Origin of the sequence: Phormidesmis priestleyi BC1401, from assembly GCF_001650195.1 — a bacterium.
Taxonomy (GTDB): domain Bacteria; phylum Cyanobacteriota; class Cyanobacteriia; order Leptolyngbyales; family Leptolyngbyaceae; genus Phormidesmis_A; species Phormidesmis_A priestleyi_B.
In genome coordinates this window covers 97,204-112,959 of record NZ_LXYR01000007.1, presented here as the reverse complement: position 1 = coordinate 112,959, position 15,756 = coordinate 97,204, and the positions used below count along the sequence as shown (strand labels likewise).

General features: G+C 50.9%; 13 protein-coding genes and 1 pseudogene. 8 read left to right on the top strand and 6 right to left on the bottom strand.

Annotated elements, in window-relative coordinates:
- The 3 genes from nusA (at window position 1) to infB (ending at window position 5,478) form a co-directional block, all read left to right on the top strand.
- Window positions 1-1,326: a transcription termination factor NusA gene (gene nusA, locus A8707_RS06160; RefSeq protein WP_068815921.1), complete on the top strand. Its 1,326-nt coding sequence runs from the start codon at window positions 1-3 to the stop codon at window positions 1,324-1,326.
- Window positions 1,327-1,368: 42 nt separating this feature from the next.
- Window positions 1,369-1,680, top strand: a complete 312-nt coding sequence (locus A8707_RS06155; RefSeq protein ID WP_068815920.1) for a YlxR family protein — start codon at window positions 1,369-1,371, stop codon at window positions 1,678-1,680.
- 672 nt (window positions 1,681-2,352) lie between these two features.
- Window positions 2,353-5,478 (top strand): translation initiation factor IF-2, encoded by a 3,126-nt coding sequence (gene infB, locus A8707_RS06145; RefSeq protein WP_068815918.1) that lies wholly within the window; start codon window positions 2,353-2,355, stop codon window positions 5,476-5,478.
- Window positions 5,479-5,853: 375 nt separating this feature from the next.
- Here infB and cofH read toward each other — a convergent pair whose 3' ends face one another.
- The 3 genes and pseudogenes from cofH to A8707_RS06135 form a co-directional block, all read right to left on the bottom strand.
- Entirely contained in the window at window positions 5,854-7,029 is a 1,176-nt protein-coding gene (cofH, locus tag A8707_RS06140) for a 7,8-didemethyl-8-hydroxy-5-deazariboflavin synthase subunit CofH (protein ID WP_068815917.1), read from the bottom strand.
- 2 nt (window positions 7,030-7,031) lie between these two features.
- Window positions 7,032-7,280: pseudogene (locus tag A8707_RS29525) on the bottom strand (circadian clock KaiB family protein).
- Window positions 7,281-7,333: 53 nt separating this feature from the next.
- Window positions 7,334-8,170, bottom strand: coding sequence for an ABC transporter permease (locus A8707_RS06135; RefSeq protein WP_231947954.1), 837 nt, complete (start codon window positions 8,168-8,170; stop codon window positions 7,334-7,336).
- Window positions 8,171-8,233: 63 nt separating this feature from the next.
- On the opposite strand from A8707_RS06135, the gene A8707_RS06130 reads away from it, so the two are divergent.
- The 3 genes from A8707_RS06130 (at window position 8,234) to A8707_RS06120 (ending at window position 11,759) form a co-directional block, all read left to right on the top strand.
- A complete protein-coding gene (locus tag A8707_RS06130; protein ID WP_197484643.1) occupies window positions 8,234-9,373 on the top strand; it encodes a DegT/DnrJ/EryC1/StrS family aminotransferase in 1,140 nt (379 codons plus the stop codon).
- A 195-nt stretch (window positions 9,374-9,568) separates the two neighbouring features.
- Window positions 9,569-11,323 (top strand): ABC1 kinase family protein, encoded by a 1,755-nt coding sequence (locus A8707_RS06125; protein WP_068815914.1) that lies wholly within the window; start codon window positions 9,569-9,571, stop codon window positions 11,321-11,323.
- Window positions 11,324-11,387: 64 nt separating this feature from the next.
- A complete protein-coding gene (locus A8707_RS06120; RefSeq protein ID WP_068815913.1) occupies window positions 11,388-11,759 on the top strand; it encodes a hypothetical protein in 372 nt (123 codons plus the stop codon).
- 78 nt (window positions 11,760-11,837) lie between these two features.
- Here the strand turns inward: A8707_RS06120 and A8707_RS06115 are convergent, their stop codons facing one another.
- Window positions 11,838-12,767 (bottom strand): tetratricopeptide repeat protein, encoded by a 930-nt coding sequence (locus A8707_RS06115; protein ID WP_082906251.1) that lies wholly within the window; start codon window positions 12,765-12,767, stop codon window positions 11,838-11,840.
- Between the two features lie 238 nt (window positions 12,768-13,005).
- Here A8707_RS06115 and A8707_RS06110 point away from each other — a divergent pair, with 238 nt between their 5' ends.
- Window positions 13,006-13,614, top strand: a complete 609-nt coding sequence (locus tag A8707_RS06110; RefSeq protein WP_068815912.1) for an esterase/lipase family protein — start codon at window positions 13,006-13,008, stop codon at window positions 13,612-13,614.
- A 12-nt stretch (window positions 13,615-13,626) separates the two neighbouring features.
- Here A8707_RS06110 and A8707_RS06105 read toward each other — a convergent pair whose 3' ends face one another.
- Window positions 13,627-14,058, bottom strand: a complete 432-nt coding sequence (locus A8707_RS06105; protein ID WP_068815911.1) for a VOC family protein — start codon at window positions 14,056-14,058, stop codon at window positions 13,627-13,629.
- Between A8707_RS06105 and A8707_RS06100 the strand changes: the two genes are divergently transcribed.
- Window positions 14,057-14,875: a TIGR00297 family protein gene (locus A8707_RS06100; RefSeq protein WP_331711685.1), complete on the top strand. Its 819-nt coding sequence runs from the start codon at window positions 14,057-14,059 to the stop codon at window positions 14,873-14,875. The genes A8707_RS06105 and A8707_RS06100 overlap by 2 nt on opposite strands.
- Window positions 14,876-14,877: 2 nt before the next feature.
- Here A8707_RS06100 and A8707_RS06095 read toward each other — a convergent pair whose 3' ends face one another.
- Window positions 14,878-15,747 carry an SDR family oxidoreductase gene (locus A8707_RS06095; RefSeq protein WP_068815910.1) on the bottom strand — a complete coding sequence of 290 codons (870 nt, stop codon included), beginning with the start codon at window positions 15,745-15,747 and terminating at the stop codon, window positions 14,878-14,880.
- Window positions 15,748-15,756: the final 9 nt, after the last annotated feature.

The following is a 15,756-nucleotide window of genomic DNA, read 5'->3' as shown; positions in this document are numbered from 1 at the left end:
ATGTCAATGGTCGCCTTACCCGGACTCAAAGACATGATCGATAGCATTAGTCGAGAGCGCAACCTGCCCAAGCTCTCAGTCCAAGCCGCTCTGCGCGAAGCCCTGATGAAGGGATATGAGCGGTTTCGGCGCACCCAGCGCATGGACAGCCCCAACTTTGAAGAAGAATATTTCGATAACTTTGAAGTCGAGCTAGACACCGACGAAGAAGGCTTTCGCGTCTTGGCAACCAAGACGATCGTTGAAGAGGTCAACAACCCCGATCACCAGATTGCGCTGAAAGAAGTGCAGGAGGTCGCGGCTGAAGCCCAACCTGGCGACACAGTGGTTTTAGATGTCACCCCCGAACAGGGCGACTTTGGACGGATGGCGGCGATTCAGACCAAGCAAGTTTTGGCGCAAAAACTGCGGGATCAGCAGCGCAAACTCGTTCAAGAAGAGTTCCAGGAGTTGGAAGGAACGATCGTGCAAGCCAGAGTGCTGCGATTTGAGCGACAGTCCGTGATCATGGCGGTGACGAGCGGATTCGGTCAGCCAGAAGTCGAAGCAGAATTGCTGAAACGTGACCAGTTGCCCAACGACAACTACCGAGCAAACGCCACGTTTAGAGTCTATTTAAAAAAAGTGAGCGAAGGATCTCATCGAGGTCCCCAGCTTCTGGTTTCTAGGGCTGACGCAGGGCTGGTCGTCTATCTGTTTGAGAATGAAGTTCCTGAAATTCAGGATGATATCGTCCGCATTGTGGCAGTAGCGCGGGAAGCCAATCCTCCCTCTCGCTACGTTGGTCCTCGGACTAAAATCGCGGTTGATACGTTAGAACGTGACGTTGATCCGGTTGGGGCGTGTATCGGGGCGCGAGGATCTCGAATTCAGGCAGTCGTGAACGAATTGCGGGGCGAGAAAATTGACGTGATTCGCTGGTCACCCGATCCCTCGACTTATATCGCGAATGCTCTGAGTCCGGCTCGGGTAGATGAAGTGCGTCTCGTCGATCCCGATGGTCGCCAAGCACATATTTTGGTAGCTGAAGATCAACTGAGCTTGGCGATCGGAAAAGAAGGTCAAAACGTCCGTCTTGCTGCCCGTCTGACTGGCTGGAAAATTGACATCAAAGACATCAAAAAATACGACTACGAAGCTGAAAATGAGAAGAGCGCTGCTTTAGAAGAGTCTCGCCGTCTTGCTCAAGAGCAGGCTGAAGCCGAATATTATGAAGACGAATATTACGACGAAGAGGAGTATGAGACTGAGACTGAGCAGCCTGTGACCGCGGTCGAGTCTCAGCCCGAGACCTCAGAAAACGAGTCAACTGAAGACGAGATTTGATCCTAGAGTGGGGGCGTGTGATATACGCTCCATTATTTTCTCATGGAACCTAACTATCGCCGCTGTGTTAGTTGTCGTCGATCTGCCCCTAAAGATGAGTTTTGGCGAGTTGTTAAAAGTCACTCATCGGGCACGATCGTCCTCGACCAAGGGATGGGACGATCTGCCTATCTCTGTCCTAAACCTGAGTGTTTAACAGCCGCTCAGAAAAAGGATCGATTGAGTCGTGTCCTCAAAGCAGCCGTTTCTGACCAAATCTATAAAGCTCTGTGGCACCGTCTTTCAGAGACAACAAGCCCACCTACGACGGGTGATTTAGGTTTAATTGCGTCCCCTAACCTACCCACTAATTGAAATTGCGATATCATAAGAGTACCGTCATAGGGATTGATAGCCAACTCCAGCGCTTGTAAAGGCGAACTCATGGAAGGCAAGGAAAAGTAGGAAGTGAAGCATTACATCAGGCTCCATGCAGTCATCAGGGGTCGGGTTCGCTAAAATCGAAATTGTCTTGACTATCCCAAGCTGGCTAACTTGAGTGATTGCTCTCGTGCCAAACAAATCTTTTTCTGGAAATTTAGTCAACCTACTTTGAGGAATCAGAGTTTGCCTTTGAAAGATTTTCTTCAGGTTCAGATCGATAACTTAACGCTGCAACCCCTAGACTTAGGTCTAGATGTTTTTCTGCTGGAGTTTGATCTGTTTGAAGTACCGATAAGTGTGTGTGAGTGCGACAATAGTAGAGACAGGGTGGGTGATCGCTGAGACAGATTCTCAGTTATGCCAGCCTACTAAAAGTCTCGATGGACTTTTACGAAAAAACGTAAAAGCTGTCTACAGTGTGAAGCAGTCAGTCTTTAAAGATTGTTTCATCAGAGGCGCTCCAAACATTTTCGGGCTTCCGACCACCGTCAGAGCTTTGAAAAGCGGTAGGAGCGTCACACAGAGTCAACCCAGATCGAATGTAGTTTTAGTCAAAACAGAAGGCAACTATGTGACAACCTGGATCGAATGAGGGAAGAGTGGATGAACAACGCCAAAGTCAGAATTTACGAGTTATCACGAGAATTGAATCTAGACAATAGGGATCTTTTAGCGATTTGTGAACAACTAAACATTTCGGTCAAGAGCCACAGCAGCACGATTACAGGAGACGAAGCCGAAAGGATTCGCGCTGCGGCAGCAAAATACACGGCTAGTCACCCACCTTCTACAAAGCCCAATCCAACTCGTCAAACTGCTAGTTCACAACCTGCTGAGATTAGAAAGAAAACGCCCTTGAATATTCAGAAGAAACAGCAAATTTTAGAAATCCGTAGACCAATTACGCGCTCTGCACCGTCTGAGCAACAATCTGAGTTAAAAGCGCCTCCATCGGCTCCTACTCAACCCGGTCAGGCTTCTGTTGACTCGATCGACTCAAGCCATTCAACTTCAAAACCAGAATTAGAGCTAGAAACATCTGGAGCAGAATTGGCTGCACCGATCGAATCTCTCAAAGAGGCTGAACCAGAGATTTCTGCTGCCCCGGTCGCAACTCCTCAAGCTGCGTCTCCAGCCACTCGCAAGCCCAGTATGTCGATCTCGGTTGAACTGGTTGAAGAAAAGCCATTATCTCAGCCTCCTGCAAGACCTGCGGCAACCGCTTTTCGTCCTTCAACAGCAACTAAGCCTGTCTTGAAACGAGATAAACCCGCCCAGACAGCCCCTAGTACCGAAGCTCCTCGGAGAGAAGCGGGCGTTGCTCCTCAGAGAGAAGGTGGTAGACCTCAAACAGGTGCTCCTGGTGAAGGCGTTCGTCGTCCTGTTCCGGGCGGCAGACCCTCTGAAGATCGTTCTGCTCCTCGCCCACAGACGATCGTAGAGTTGCGTCGTCCAAAGCCTCAAGCTCCTTCAGACTTTGCGGCTTCGGGAGATGGCACTGCTCTTGCGGGTCAGCCAGTTCTACGAATCAACCGCCCAACTAAACCTTCGGCTGATGCGCCCGTTGCTCCAGGTCCGCTTGATTTACAGCTTAATAAGCCGACTCCGCCAAAACCCAAACGGGCAAAAGGATGGGATGACGAGGAAGAGGAAGTTCAAGAATTTCCGACCGATAAGGCGAAGCTTGCGGCTAAAGGCAAGCGACGTGCTCAACCCAAAATTGATGAAGATGATGATGACGATCTAGATGGATCAGCCGGTGGCGGAATTGTAGATGCGGCTCAAATGAGCATCTCCTTAGCTCGCCCTGCTAAACCCAAAGGTCTGCCAGGTCAAATCAGAGTAGCGGCGGCTCCAACCCCGGCGGCTCCTCAGCGCAAAAAGTCTGGCGGGACTCGCGATCGCCGCGATCGCCGCGACCAAGAAGTCAAAGTCGAGCGTCCAGAGACAATCACGCTCACAGGCGGCTTGACGGTGCAGGACTTGGCTCAACGGCTATCCGTTCCTGCTACCGATGTGATCACTAAGCTGTTTATGAAGGGCATTGCGGCGACCATTACCCAAACCTTAGACATCGGCACCGCCACTATGGTTGCCGAAGAATATGGGGTCGAGGTCGAAGCGGGTGAGAAAGAGGAAGCCGCTCGTAAAGTGACTGAAATGGTTGGGGCTGAGGATCTAGAGCACCTGATTCGCCGTCCGCCAGTGGTCACAATCATGGGTCACGTTGACCACGGTAAGACCACTCTGCTTGACTCGATTCGCAAAACTAAAGTCGCGCAGGGAGAAGCGGGTGGAATCACTCAGCATATCGGTGCCTATCACGTTGATGTCGAGCACAACGGGAAAGAGCAGCAAGTCGTTTTCCTCGACACGCCAGGTCACGAAGCCTTTACTGCAATGCGGGCACGCGGCGCACGAGTGACAGACATTGCCATTCTTGTCGTGGCAGCCGACGATGGCGTACAGCCACAGACGATTGAGGCGATTAGCCACGCCAAGGCAGCAGGAGTGCCGATCGTGGTTGCTATCAACAAAATAGACAAAGAAGGCGCGCAGCCCGATCGCGTTAAGCAAGAACTCACTGAGTACGCTCTGGTTCCTGAAGAGTGGGGCGGCGACACCATTATGGTGCCCGTCAGTGCGATCAGTGGCGATAACCTAGACACGCTGCTAGAGATGATTCTCTTAGTGGCAGAGGTCGAGGATCTGTCTGCAAACCCCGATCGCTCTGCGAGAGGAACGGTGATTGAGGCACACCTTGATAAAGCAAAGGGTCCGGTTGCGACGCTGCTGATTCAGAATGGAACGCTGCGGGTGGGCGACATTCTAGTAGCGGGATCGTCACTGGGTAAAGTTCGAGCGATGGTAGACGATCGCAACAAGCGAGTTCAAGTTGCATCGCCTTCATTTGCGGTTGAGGTCTTAGGTTTAAGCGACGTTCCGGCGGCTGGAGATGAGTTTGAGGTCTTCCAGGATGAGCGTGAAGCTCGTGCCGTTGCAGATGCAAGAGCCGATGAGCAACGCCAGTCTCGCCTGCTGGCAGCCGTGTCTTCTCGTCGAGTCAGCCTCAATACGCTTTCGCAGAAGGCGCAAGAGGGTGACTTGAAGGAGTTAAACCTGGTTCTCAAGGCAGATGTCCAGGGTTCTGTAGAAGCGATTCTGGGTTCCTTGCGCCAACTGCCTCAAAACGAGGTGCAGGTGCGGGTGCTGTATGCGGCTCCGGGTGAGATTTCTGAGACAGACGTTGACCTGGCGGCGGCGAGTGATGCTGTGGTGATTGGCTTCAACACGACGCTGGCACCGGGGGCACGACAAGCTGCCGATCGAGCCGGGGTTGATGTGCGCGACTACAACATCATCTACAAACTGCTGGATGACGTGCAGGGCGCGATGGAAGGTCTGCTAGAGCCTGAAATGATTGAGGAACCTCTCGGTCAGGTCGAAGTTCGAGCGGTCTTCCCAGTGGGTCGCGGTGCGGTTGCGGGCTGTTATGTCTTGTCTGGCAAAATCATTCGTAACTGTAAGATTCGCGTTCGTCGAGGCACTAACCTTCTTCATGAAGGCAACCTTGACTCCCTGAAGCGGATGAAAGAAGACGCACGGGAAGTCAATGCTGGCTATGAGTGCGGTATCGGCTTAGACAACTTCAGCGCTTGGGTAGTCGGCGATATTATCGAGGCTTACCGGATGGTGTCGAAGCGTCGGACATTATCGCTTGTGCGGTAACCGTTAGGTCAAGTTTGAAGGTGGGGGCGTACATGGGTATGCCCCTTTTTAATGAGATAGCTGGTACGCAGGAATGTTAGGACGCTGGGTTGCGGGAAGCAACAAGGAGATTAGAGCGCGGTTTAAAGCCCTTTCGCTGCGATTCTGCCTCGCCCTAAGCCCCTTGTCCTAAAATATCTGCGTAGAGCCATAATACTGCCGTCAGCAAAAACGATTGGGAAAAGTTAAACCCAGCGATCCACGGTACTGCCCGTGCAGTCGATATCCTCCCTCGACTCACGTCGCTTTGATTGGGGATCAATTTCGCGTCGCAGGCGAGAAAACCCCATGCCGACGAGTTTTTGTTCCCTGTTCGTATGAGGCAGATAGGACTGCTCAAGGAGTTGATTCTTGCTTTGATACAGCATCGTTGCTGGGCTTTGGGGCTACTTTTCTGTAGAGAGTATCTCGTTGCTGATAGGGACGACCGATCGCGGCGATCGCGCTTTGCAGAGTCTCCACTTCCATACACGTCCCGCCCAAGGCACCCGCCATTGTCGTGATGTGTTCTTCCATCAAGGTGCCGCCGATGTCGTTGCAGCCCCATTGCAGTGCGTCTACGGCTCCAGCTAACCCCAGCTTGACCCAGCTTGGCTGGTGATTAGGAATCCAGTTGCCGAGAAAGATGCGGGAGACTGCCATCAGCAACAGAGCATCTGAGAGAATGGGCTGATCGCGCCCGACTCGACGACGCAGAGGCTTGGGCGCTTCTTGACCCACAAATGGCAGCAGAATAAATTCAGTGATGCCCGTGTAGCCGTGGGCTTTAGCAGACTGTTGGAGCGATCGGATCAATCCCAAATGCCGCATCTGCTGTTCGGGGGTTTCGATGTGCCCTGAGAGCATCGTGCTGGTTGTAGGAACTCCTTGCTGATGCGTCGTTCTGACGATTTCTAACCAAGTTTCTGAGTTAATTTTCTCAGGGCAGAGAATTCGTCGCACCTCGTCGTCTAAGACTTCCGCCGCCGTTCCGGGCATCGAATCGACTCCGCCTTCTTGCAGCGCCGCCACCACGTCTGCAAACGTCAAGCCGTCTGCTCTAGCGATAAACTCAACTTCTTGGGGAGAAAAGGCGTGTAAATGCAGGTGAGGAAACTCAGATTTGATTCCGTCAATCACCTTCAAATAATAAGGAAGCGATGCTCCGTTAATTTGTGCTTCTGGATTCAAGCCTCCCTGCATACAAATCTCAGTTGCCCCGCGCTTGACCGCGTCGGTGGCTTTTTCTAGAATTTGTGCCCGATCGAGCCAATAAGCCCCCTCATCTCCGCTGTCTCGCCGAAATGCACAAAAGCTACAGTGCTGTTCGCAAATGTTGGTGAAGTTGATATTTCGGTTAATCACATACGTCACGGTGTCTCCGGCTTGCCGCTGTCGGAGTCGATCCGCCGTGTCGCGAATCTGCCCGATCGCGGTTTCGTCAGTCTGTTTAAGCAGCACCACTCCCGCTTCTGGCGATAAATCTTCTCCCGCGATCGCCCGTTCCAAAATCTCTTCAACCTGACTATTCATGGTTATACGTCTCCCGGCGCTTCCAGCATCTGCAACACTCGATCGACATCATTCAGGTCTCCCACAATCCGCCGTACCGGACGAGGATAAAGCTCAACCAGCGTCGGCGTTGCCAAAACCTAATCCAGTTCTGCCTGTTCTGTGTGTTTAAAGATATCGACTACTTTCAGTGTATAGGGGTAGCCGAGCGACTCTTCTAACAGTTGGTACAAGTTTTCTAAAATTCGCTGAGTTGCTGCACTATTGACGATATCGAGTTGAAGCGATCGGTGACGACCTCACGAAACCATTCTCGTACATCTGACTACCAAAGAATCAACTGGGCTGCCTGATTAAAAAACTGTCGAAGCAGCCCCTGGGTCACGAGTACTGTAGTTAGCAATGTGGCAAACGCCAACATAAACAAAATCAGCATCTGAAACGCCGCCGCCTGGATCGGATTTGCCCCGCCTAGCAATTGCCCTGTAATGATGCCGGGAAGTGTCACCAGCCCCACCACCATCATCGAGTTGATCGTCGGAATCAGCCCTGCTTTAATCGCATCTCGGCGATAATCGGCGACCGCTTGCTGAGGAGTCGCCCCCAAACTGAGATGAGTCTCAATTTCGAGTTGACTAGAGTTGAGAGTGCTGACCAGCCGATCGCCCGCGATCGCCGCCCCATTCATAGCGTTGCCCAAGACAATTCCCGCTAGTGGAATAATGGTTTTGGGGTCATACCAGGGCTGCGGCTGCACGATCAGCAGATTGGTGTAGGTCAACGTCAGAGCCGTGCTAACTAAAATTGACCCCGCGATCAACGGCAGCAAGCGAGGAATCTTCTGGCTGATGCGATTTCGCGCCACGATCGCCGCGACTACAAGCATTCCTCCTAAAACAGCTAACACCAACCCAGGACTGTTAAACGCAAACACCACTCCTAAAAAGTAGCCCACTACGGTGAGTTGCACGATCGTCCGTCCGGCTGCGAGTGCCAAACTGCCCTCTAAACCAAGTTTTTGCCACGATGAAAGCGCGATCGTTGCCACGACTAGCCCCAATGCCCACGGGAGTCGAATCAGTAAATCCATCGTGTCTCTAGATATCTCAACCTCCTGATCTTGCCAGAAAGGGGATTTGTTGAAACAATTAAGAAGTTTCATAGTCTAACGCCTAAGAAAACCGTTTCTGAATGTGGCGTTAGCAATTACGGCTTGTGGTGCAAAGTGAATACCATCCCCCCTTTTGACCTGTCAGACCAATACAAACTTATCGGCGAGGAGATTAATCAGGCAGTTTTAGGCGTGCTTGCCTCTGGTCGATATATCGGGGGCGCGATCGTCGAGACGTTTGAGCAACAGCTTGCAGACTATGTAGGAGTTTCTGAGTGTGTTGCCTGCAATTCTGGCACGGATGCCCTTTATCTCGCCCTACGTGCTCTAAAGATTGGAGCCGGAGATGAAGTAATCACAACGCCCTTCACATTTGTCGCTACAGGCGAGACGGCGAGCGCAGTTGGAGCTACACCAGTTTTTGTCGATATCGATCCGCAGACATTTAACCTAGATTTGAGGCAGATTGAGGCGGCGATCACACCTCGAACCAAGGCGATTATCCCCGTTCACTTGTTTGGGCAACCTGTCGATATGACGCGATTGATGGCGATCGCTCACGCCCACCGCCTGACGGTTATCGAAGATTGTGCTCAGGCAACGGGTGCAGAATGGGCAGGTCAAAAAGTCGGCAGCATTGGGCAGATTGGCTGTTTTAGTTTCTATCCCACCAAGAATTTAGGGGCTTGTGGCGATGGCGGCGCAGTCACGACGAACGATCCGAAAATTGCGGCGACTCTGCGAATGCTGCGCGATCACGGGCGACGCAGTGGCTACTATCACGAAGAATTTGGGGTCAACAGCCGACTTGATGCAATTCAGGCGGCAATTTTACGGATCAAACTACGCTATCTCGACGGCTGGAATGATCAGCGTCGGGTGATCGCCGATCGCTATCACCAACTGCTTAAATCCATTCCCAGCGTGGTGATCCCGCAAGAGACTCCCAATGGTCGCAGTGTGTGGAATCAATACACTGTGCGGATCGTGGAGGATTCTAGTCAGTCTGAAAGTGGGAAATTGCTCCGCGATCGAGTCCGCACTCAACTTCAGTCAAAGGGAGTCACCTCAATGGTTTATTACCCGTTGCCATTGCATTTGCAGCCGATTTACAAGTCGTTGGGCTACCAGCCTGGGCAGTTGCCCGTGTCCGATCGGGCGGCTCATGAAGTGTTATCGCTGCCGATGTTTCCTGAACTCTCGATCGAGCAACAAGATCAAGTGGTTTATGGCTTAAAAGACTGCTTAGGGTAAAGCAGAAAATTTGTAGTTTTCCATACTAGAATTAAGCAAAAGGTAACAATTAATAATCATTAATAGCAGTTATATGTCCGGGGTTTTTCCGAAGTTTTTGGCAATCAGTTGTTTTTGTAGACGCAAGTCGTCCTCTATTCAACCTGCTCGACTGCTATTGGTGCTTAATATTCGTCTTGAGAGGCACTGTAGAACGTGGGTCGAAGTCCCCTAAGTCAACTTAGACGCTATGATGCGAGCGCGATCGCCCAATATTATCGCTACCGTCCGTGGAGGGCTATCTGGCGTGCCCTCAGAATTGCCGGATTGTTTTTAGGATTTATTCTCGGTCTAAAGTGGGACGACTGGCAGGGTCAGACGGAACGCAACAAATGTCGTCGCGCGTCTCAGCTACGGCAGATTCTCACCGATTTGGGTCCGACATTTATTAAGGTCGGTCAGGCACTGTCTACGCGTCCTGATTTGGTGCAACAAGACTTTCTCGACGAACTGGTGAAGCTTCAGGATCAGTTGCCTCCCTTTCCGAACGAGCTAGCTTTTCGTATTATTGAGACCCAACTCGACGCTCCGATCGCCGACACGTTTAGCGAAATTTCTCCCAACCCAATTGCAGCTGCCAGTTTGGGGCAGGTTTACCGCGCTCGTCTCTTCAGTGGTGAAGAGGTTGCCGTCAAGGTGCAGCGTCCCAATCTTCACCCCATTTTGACGCTCGATCTCTATTTGATGCGCTGGGCGGCGGGTTGGCTATCGCCCTGGCTTCCGCTCAATTTGGGGCACGACCTGACGCTGATTGTCGATGAGTTTGGCACCAAGCTGTTTGAAGAAATCGATTACATCAACGAAGGTCGCAACGCTGAGAAATTTGCGGACAACTTCCGCAATGATCCAACGGTGAAAGTGCCATCGATCGTCTGGCGCTACACGACTAACACCGTCCTCGTTTTAGAGTGGATTAACGGCTTTAAGCTGACTGATTTCGATCGTATCAAACAAGTTGGACTCGACACCGATGCCCTGATTCGGATCGGAGTCACATCAGGTTTACGGCAACTGCTCGAACATGGCTTCTTCCACGCCGACCCGCACCCTGGTAATTTATTTGCGGTTGCGTCACCGTCTACGAACGGTAAGCAGCCCGTGACGGCGCAAATGGCTTACATCGACTTTGGCATGATGGATCAGCTTGATGAAGGCGGCAAAGAAAATCTGGTGGATGCTATTGTGCATCTGATCAACAAAGACTATATCGAACTTGCCAAAGATTTTGTCAAACTGGGTTTCTTAACGCCCGATGTCGATATTCTGCCGATCGTCCCCGCTTTAGAGTCCGTTCTGGGCAATATCATAGGCGAGAGCGTTCGAGACTTTAATTTTAAGACGATCACCGATCAGTTCTCGACGTTGATGTACGACTATCCGTTTCGGATTCCGGCTAAATTTGCGCTGATTATCCGATCGCTCGTCACTCAAGAAGGATTAGCGCTCACTCTCAATCCCAATTTTAGAATCGTCGAAGTTGCTTATCCCTACATAGCTCGTCGTTTGCTGACGGGCGAATCGGCTCAACTGCGACGCAGACTGATCGAAGTGCTGTTTAAAGATGGCAAGTTTCAGTGGCAGCGATTGGAGAACTTAATCGCGATCGCTCAGTCTGACGACGGCTTTGATCTACTGCCTACCGCTCAACTGGGGCTGCAATACATTCTCTCTGGGGAGGGTCAATTCTTGCGGCAACAGCTACTTTTAGCCCTTACCGAAGACGATCGCTTTCACACTGAAGAAGTTCAGCGTTTGTGGAATCTGATCAAAGACGACCTCAAGCCCGATCGATTGCTCAGTGCCGCAGTGGGCGCGATCGCCGAATTTTCTGCCGCTCGCACTGCCGCAATTATTCCGTCGGTTGCGGCTTTGACTCGCAATCCGAGTAACGGTACGATGAAGGAGTTTTAAGAATCGCCGAATTCTGACATCACTCATCGCCTGAGACAACCATCCCTTATTTTCCTAACCAACTGTGTATAGCTTCCCCGAACCTCCTTATCTTCTCCTCGTCGTCGGACTGCTAGCAAGCCTTGCATCGGGCACTGCCTTTGATGCGGTTCTCAAGCAATCGGTGCGCGAGTGGGCAAAAAATCGATCGACCCGCACACTTGCAAATATGCGAGGAACGCAACTGCTCGTCCCATTTCTAGGAATCGCAGGGGGTTGCTGTTTCTTCCTGTCGTCTGGTATGGAGATTTTTGGACTGCCTTCGTTTCTAGCGTATGGAATTGCAGTGCCCTTGACGATCGGAATTAGCTGGTTAGTCTGGTGGCAACTCGGCAAAATTTTGGCGCAGCTCGATCAAGGCGGATCTCAAGCATTAGACTTAGATTCGTTTGGCTAATACATCAACTCTCAGACGACTAAAGTACAGCAACCGTTCTAAAATAAGGGGCTTAAGCCCCTTGCCAAAAGGATATCTCTAGGGAGTTCCAAGCTTTTTAAGCTGCTGATCTGCTTTTTCTGCCCAAGGCAGGTTTTTTTGTGCTGTGAAGAGATTCTTGGCATACTTCAAAACTTGTTGAGCATCGGTGAGTTTTTTTTGACGCACAAGAACTAATCCTGCCCCATAGTAGGCATTGGCATAGTTAGGATTTACCTGACTAGACTTGCGAAACGCCGACAACGCTCCGCCTAGATCTCCTTGATTAAATAAGACTGAACCTAAGCTGTAATGAGCTTCTGCATAGTTAGGATTGCGCTGCACCGCTTGCTGAAACGCCGCGATCGCGTCCTTACTTTTCTGCTGTTTTTGGTAGACTAACCCCAAGTGATAAGGCGGCTCTGGTGCGCTCGGAGTCAACTGAGCCGCCTCTCGAAATGCCCGGATCGCCCCTTGCAAATCGCCTTGAAGCTCTAGCACAAGTCCGAGATTATAGTGGGCGAGTCCGAGTTTGGGTTCTAGTTCGAGCGATCGCTGCAAATAATCTCGCGCCTGATTTAAGTTATTGCCCTCAAGTAGGGCGGCTCCTAAATTTGCATACGCTAACGCAAAATTGGGATCGGCTTGAGTGGCTTGATGAAACGCCGTTGCCGAAGCTTGGAGTTGCCCCTGCTGCCGAAGTGCTAACCCTAAATTGTAGTGAGCGGCTGCCATATTGGGATTGAGCCGAGCAGCCGTTTTAAAAGACTCGATCGCGTCGTTGAGTCTGCCCTGCTGAATGAACTGCAACCCTTGGTTGACCTTCTCTTCGGCTGCTTGCCCGTTGGCTTGCGCCATCAGCACCGGGTTTGCCTGAACGTTGGGCAACCTCACCAAGCCTGAAACGAGCAATCCGCCTGATAGGAGATAGCTGAGAGATTTGAGGAAAATCGGATTCGTGTGGCGAAGTCTAGCGTAGCGCTGTGGCATACCAGATTTGTTTTCGAGAGAGTCGATCGCAGCCAATCATAGCAGCAATGAATCCAGAAAATTAAACGCTTCCTTGGAGACAATAATTCTTGTCTCCAAGGAAGTTAGTAAAATTTTCGGCTTCTTGAAAAAGTCGGGAATCTGGGTGAGCAGTTAGTGACGTTTTATCGTCTGTCCTCTACTCACTGCAAGCCTAGATCGTCACGCACTAAGCTAGAGATAGTATTCTTCTAAATTAATGAATCCCTCAGATCAGCTTAATCCCGTCGTGTTGGTTCATGGTCTGACCGACACCAACGTCATCTTTAAACCCATGACCGCTTATTTGCAAAAACACGGTTGGGCGGTGCATAGCGTTAATTTGCTGCCCTCAAACGGCGATTGTGAACTCGATCAACTCGCCAAGCAGCTTGACACGTTCATCAAGTCAGCCTTGCCAAACCAGCAGCCCTTTGATCTCATCGGCTTCAGCATGGGAGGTCTCGTCAGCCGCTATTATGTGCAGCGATTAGGAGGACTCGATCGAGTCCAGCGTTTTATCACCATTGCCTCGCCTCACAATGGCACGTTGACCGCTCATTTCTCTCAGCGTCCGGGCTGTGTGCAGATGCGCCCTAACAGTCCTTTTTTAAACGATCTCAATCGTGATGTCCCAATGTTAGACCAGCTAAACTTCACCTCGATTTGGACTCCGATGGATTTGATGATCGTGCCCGCAACCAGTTCTCAGCTACAGGTGGGACGAACGATTCAGGTGAATGTGCCGCTTCATTCGTGGATGGTGCAAGACGTGAGAGGGCTGCAAGCAGTGGCAAACGCCCTGCGAGAACCTGTGCAAAACAGGTAAGGGAGTCATTTCTCACCCTCGATCGCCGATTTGGTCATAGTCACGATCGCCAAAAATCGCCGATCGATGCGCGTAAAACTTGAACTCCATCAAGTTATCAAACGGGTCAGATAAAAAGAACGTTCGATGTTCTAATGGCGTTCCGACAAAGCGCTGTTTGGGCTGCTGATAGAGCGACAGTTGCTTAATCTGCACCCGTTCTAACAACATCTTCCAGTCTGCTTCGTCGATAAAGACTAACCCAAAATGTCTGGGATAGATGCCCTTTTGAGGAGTCAGTAGCTCATCGGTCATGTGGGCAACCAGTTGATGACCATAGAGATCGAGAATTATCGCCTGAGAATTTTCTCGACCTAATTGGCAGCCTAACCCGTTCACATAGAATTCTTTTGTCTGAGCGATATTTGTGATGGGAAAGGTGAGGTGAAAAAGCGTAGGAGACATGGGATTAGGAAAGTTAGGTGTCAGAATAAATTATGGCGAATTTCTAGGCTTGCTGATGCTGTCACCCTCCCTGACTCCCTGGCTAATCGCGATCGGACTCAACACTGTTTTGCTAGCGATCGTCTGGGTTGCTCCTAAAAAACTTCTGACTCCCGCAGGCATTGTTCACGCCTGGATTTTGGGAGTCATTGTCTGGGGCAGCTTGGGATGGCGGGGTTATCTCGTAGTTGGGTTCTACTTTCTAGTCGGTTCTGGCATCACGTTTGTCGGCAAAGCGCAAAAAGAAGCGATGGGCATCGCCGAGAAACGATCGGGCGCTCGCGGACCTGAAAACGTTTGGGGTTCTGCCCTAATCGCCACTGTTTGCGCGTTGGGCGTTCTGCTCATTTCGCTCATCGGTCAAGGCGAAGAATTCATTCCTCTGCTGTTGTTGGGATATGTGGCAAGCTTCTGCACAAAACTCTCAGACACTTGTGCGAGTGAGATCGGCAAAGCTTACGGCAAGCGGACTTTTTTGATCACAACTCTAAAACCTGTGCCGAGAGGAACGGAAGGAGCGGTTAGTCTAGAAGGCACCTTGGCAGGAATTGTGGCATCGATCGCCATCGCCCTCGTCGCCTGGTCAGTTGGGTTGATTAGCCCGATCGGGATTGGGCTGTGCATCGTGGCAGCGTTCATCGCCACAAATCTAGAAAGCGTCATCGGTGCAACGCTGCAATCAGACTTTGATTGGATGACGAACGAAGTCGTGAATGTTTTCAACACGCTGATTGGCGCGATCGTGGCGATCGGGTTAGGATGGGCGATCGGAATTTGAAGTCAAACACTCACATATCGTCTCAAAAAGCTTTCTAGCGTTTCTAACTTCAAGTTAAAGAGTGATTCAATGCGTTCAGTCTCGGCAGGAGTGCAGAAAAACTCATTGGCGAGGAGTGCTCTTAAAGTCCCCAATGATTCTTGACCTTTAGAATTGAGCAAACCGACCAAATTTCGAGTCGCGTCAAATGCCAATAGAGGCGGATTGATGATGATGGGTTCTCGATCGAAAATCCGCCCAAAGATGCGAGGAATCTCCTGACGTTGCAAAATTTCAGCACCGCCCACGGGTAAAACTTGATTTCGTGCGGCATCTAGAGAGACGGACTCGATCGCTATTTTCGCCAAATCATCGGTGCTAATAATCGACGTGCGACTTTGAGGATCGCCAATCAATAAATAAATTCCAGTTCGTCGAAACTGTTCTGCTAGGGGCAACAAGTTGGACGCAAACCCCGCAGGGCGAAGAATTGTGTAGTTTAGCCCACTGGTCTCTAAATATTTCTCGACCTCGCGTTTTGCCTTAAAGACCGGAGCATCTTCATAGCCGCGATCGACCCCCAACACCGAGATAAATACAAAGTGCTCGACTCCTGCCTCTTTTGCTCGATCGATGAGGTCAATGTTGGCACGATAGTTGATTGCTTCCGCGTCTCCGCCGTGGGCGCTAATCACATACTGCGCCCCTTGCACCGCTTTTTGGATATCCCGTTCACGAGACAAATCTCCGATAAAAATCTCAGAGCCTCGCTGCTCAAGTTCCGCATAATTTGACATTAGCCGCACGAACGATCGCACCGCTAATTCTCGCTCTCGCAAAAGTCGGACGATTCGACGACCTAACCCACCTGTTGCACCCGTCACTAAAAACATAGAAATAAC

Excerpts from the sequence above, each read along its gene's own strand:
- nusA (WP_068815921.1), top strand. The coding sequence starts at position 1 with ATGTCAATGGTCGCCTTACCCGGACTCAAAGACATGATCGATAGCATT.
- A8707_RS06155 (WP_068815920.1), top strand. The coding sequence starts at position 1,369 with ATGGAACCTAACTATCGCCGCTGTGTTAGTTGTCGTCGATCTGCCCCT.
- infB (WP_068815918.1), top strand. The coding sequence starts at position 2,353 with ATGAACAACGCCAAAGTCAGAATTTACGAGTTATCACGAGAATTGAAT.
- cofH (WP_068815917.1), bottom strand. The coding sequence starts at position 7,029 with ATGAATAGTCAGGTTGAAGAGATTTTGGAACGGGCGATCGCGGGAGAA.
- A8707_RS06135 (WP_231947954.1), bottom strand. The coding sequence starts at position 8,170 with ATGAAACTTCTTAATTGTTTCAACAAATCCCCTTTCTGGCAAGATCAG.
- A8707_RS06115 (WP_082906251.1), bottom strand. The coding sequence starts at position 12,767 with ATGCCACAGCGCTACGCTAGACTTCGCCACACGAATCCGATTTTCCTC.
- A8707_RS06110 (WP_068815912.1), top strand. The coding sequence starts at position 13,006 with ATGAATCCCTCAGATCAGCTTAATCCCGTCGTGTTGGTTCATGGTCTG.
- A8707_RS06100 (WP_331711685.1), top strand. The coding sequence starts at position 14,057 with ATGGGATTAGGAAAGTTAGGTGTCAGAATAAATTATGGCGAATTTCTA.
- A8707_RS06105 (WP_068815911.1), bottom strand. The coding sequence starts at position 14,058 with ATGTCTCCTACGCTTTTTCACCTCACCTTTCCCATCACAAATATCGCT.
- A8707_RS06095 (WP_068815910.1), bottom strand. The coding sequence starts at position 15,747 with ATGTTTTTAGTGACGGGTGCAACAGGTGGGTTAGGTCGTCGAATCGTC.